Raw genomic sequence first — 2,335 nt, 5'->3', positions numbered from 1 at the left:
CAAGGTCGGAAAACGTTCGCGACAATCATGGGTCAAACAAAAGCACGCGTTAAGACGCGCTATCTTTGACGCTCACAAATCTTTGTGGTGCCGTTTGCGAACTGCACGCTCAGCTTCATATCGGGAAGAGCCGATACATCCTTAACCTTATGGAACTTCATGGCATACCTCCTTAATCGAGAGGATCAAGCTTCGTTGCCCGAGTAATATCACGGTATCGTGATATTGTCGAGAAGCATTAAGGTGAATCGTGAAGGCTGGACCCGTTTGCTGCCAAAAAACGCGCGAATGCGTGTTCGAGGGCTAGAGGTAGGTGTCCAGGTGACTGACTACTGCGAATATATCCTGATGGCAAACCATGAAATCACGCATTTCAGCACGTTGGGCGCAGATTATGCCCGAGTCGACCAGCAGTGTCCTCGCGATTACACACACTCGCGCAATTATTGGCAGCAACTCCCCGAAACCCCTCCGAATCTTCAGTCAGCGTAGCTAATCTTCAGAAAACATTGAACATTACACCGAAACATTGAAGATTACAGCCAATCGGAATCGATGGCGAAGCAGCGTTCCCGCTCGCCCCCACATCCCGCGCCCGCTCGTCCCCGCTCGTCCCCGCATCCCGCATCCGCCTGCGCACTCATGCGCTATCATCAGCAGCGTCGTACACCTCGCGATGCTCCGGGCCTTGCTCGGGCGGTAAGGGATATTGGTGGACTTGCTATCCGTGTTCATCCAGGGACTGACGTTGGGCCTGGCGTATCTGGCGCCCATCGGGATGCAGAACCTGTTCGTCATCAACAGCGCCCTGAGCCATAGGCTGGGCCGCGCCATGGCCACCGCGCTCGTGGTGGTGTTCTGGGACGTCTCGCTGGCGTTGGCCTGCTTTTTCGGCGCCGGCGCGCTGATGGACGCCCTCCCGTGGCTCAGGAACATCGTGCTGGGCCTCGGCGGCCTGCTGGTCGTGTGCATAGGCGTGGGGCTCATCAGGTCGGAAGCGGACCTATCCTGCGACAAGGACATGAACCAGCCCTTCGCGAAGATCATCCTCGCATCCTTCGTGGTGACGTGGCTGAACCCGCAGGCCATCGTCGACGGAACCATCATGCTGGGCGCGTTCAGAGCCACGCTTCCCCCAGGCAGCGACCCGCTCTTCATCGCAGGCTTCGCAACCGCTAGCTTCGTCTGGTTCAACGCCCTGGCCCTCATATCGAACCGCCTGGGCAGCAAAATCAACGCCCGCGCTCTCACCTGGGTGAACCGCATCTGCGGCATCGTGATCACCCTCTACGGCCTAAAACTGCTCAGCACCCTGGTGCAGTTGTAAGCGAAAAAGCCGGCGAAACGCGTTTGGGGTAATCCCCAAAGCGTCCGGACAGCGACAGCGTGCAGGTGCGGTTCCGGATCCGCGCAACAAAAGGAGCCGGGAAGGCGTAACCTTCCCGGTTCCGTTCGCTATTGGCCTATTCGCCAGCCGCCGACTGCTAGCCGTTGATGCCGGCTGCTTCCTCGAGGAGCTTACTGTCGGTGTAGCTCAGCCGGCCGTCGGGCACGATGGCGTCGGTGTGGCACTGCGTGCAGTAGTTCACGCTGGCGCGGTGCGCCTTGTGACAGGTGGTGCACTTCTGCTCGCCGTGCTGCGGGGTGTGCGGGTTGATTTTGCCCATCCACGCCGTCTTCTTCTCCAGCTCGTCACGGCCGTAGGGGTGGCAGCTCGTGTTCATGCAGAACTCGTCGGAGCTCTCAAGGCCGCGCGCCTCCACCAGCTGCGTGGCGGTGCGCTCGGCGAGCGGGCTGTCGTAGCTGCCCGTCACCCACTCCATGCCCTCGGTCATCTGCTCGTCAAGCTGCGGCACGTGGCAGTCCATGCAGGTCTTGCCTACCTGGTTGTGAACGGCTGCCAGCATGCTGCCGGCGTCCTCCACCTCGTTGCCCCACTTGTCCGTTGCCGGCTCGCTCGGCGTGGCCTCGAACGTGGGCAGGTACGGGTCCATGGGGTCGTGGCAGATGGCGTTGCAGAAGCTTGGCTGCTCATGCCACACCATGAACCCGGCGCCCGCCACCACCAGCACGGCCACGACGCAGCCCAGCGTGATGCCCAGCACGTTACGCACGGCGATACGGCTGAACGCGCAGCATTCGCCCAGGTTGCCGCCGCCGTTGTATATGTCGAACCGCACGCTGCCGAACTCGCCGGCGCTGTACAGGTTGGGGATGGGGTCGGCGATCACCGATTTCGCAAGTTTGATGACAGGGTTGTAGATGCGCATGCAACCGTAGACCTTGCGGAATCGGGGAAAGCTATATTACTACTAGCGAACATACGTTCCAATAT

2 protein-coding genes are annotated in these 2,335 nt (G+C 60.2%); one reads left to right on the top strand and one right to left on the bottom strand.

Annotated features, from left to right (window positions below):
- Window positions 1-712: 712 nt before the first annotated feature.
- On the top strand, window positions 713-1,327 hold the full coding sequence (locus tag Q0H50_RS09330) for a LysE family transporter (RefSeq protein ID WP_294421686.1): 615 nt from the start codon (window positions 713-715) through the stop codon (window positions 1,325-1,327).
- A 157-nt stretch (window positions 1,328-1,484) separates the two neighbouring features.
- Here Q0H50_RS09330 and Q0H50_RS09325 read toward each other — a convergent pair whose 3' ends face one another.
- The gene (locus Q0H50_RS09325; protein WP_294421685.1) at window positions 1,485-2,270 is read right to left on the bottom strand and encodes a cytochrome c3 family protein; all 786 of its coding nucleotides are present in this window, start codon (window positions 2,268-2,270) and stop codon (window positions 1,485-1,487) included.
- Between the last annotated feature and the right edge of the window lie 65 nt (window positions 2,271-2,335).

Origin of the sequence: uncultured Senegalimassilia sp., assembly GCF_934632265.1 — a bacterium.
GTDB lineage: Bacteria > Actinomycetota > Coriobacteriia > Coriobacteriales > Eggerthellaceae > Senegalimassilia.
The sequence above is the reverse complement of the archived record's forward strand: the minus strand, read 5'-3'. Positions and strand labels throughout refer to the sequence as shown.

Bases quoted from the DNA above. Each gene is read 5' to 3' on its own strand.
- Q0H50_RS09325 (WP_294421685.1), bottom strand. From the start codon at position 2,270: ATGCGCATCTACAACCCTGTCATCAAACTTGCGAAATCGGTGATCGCC.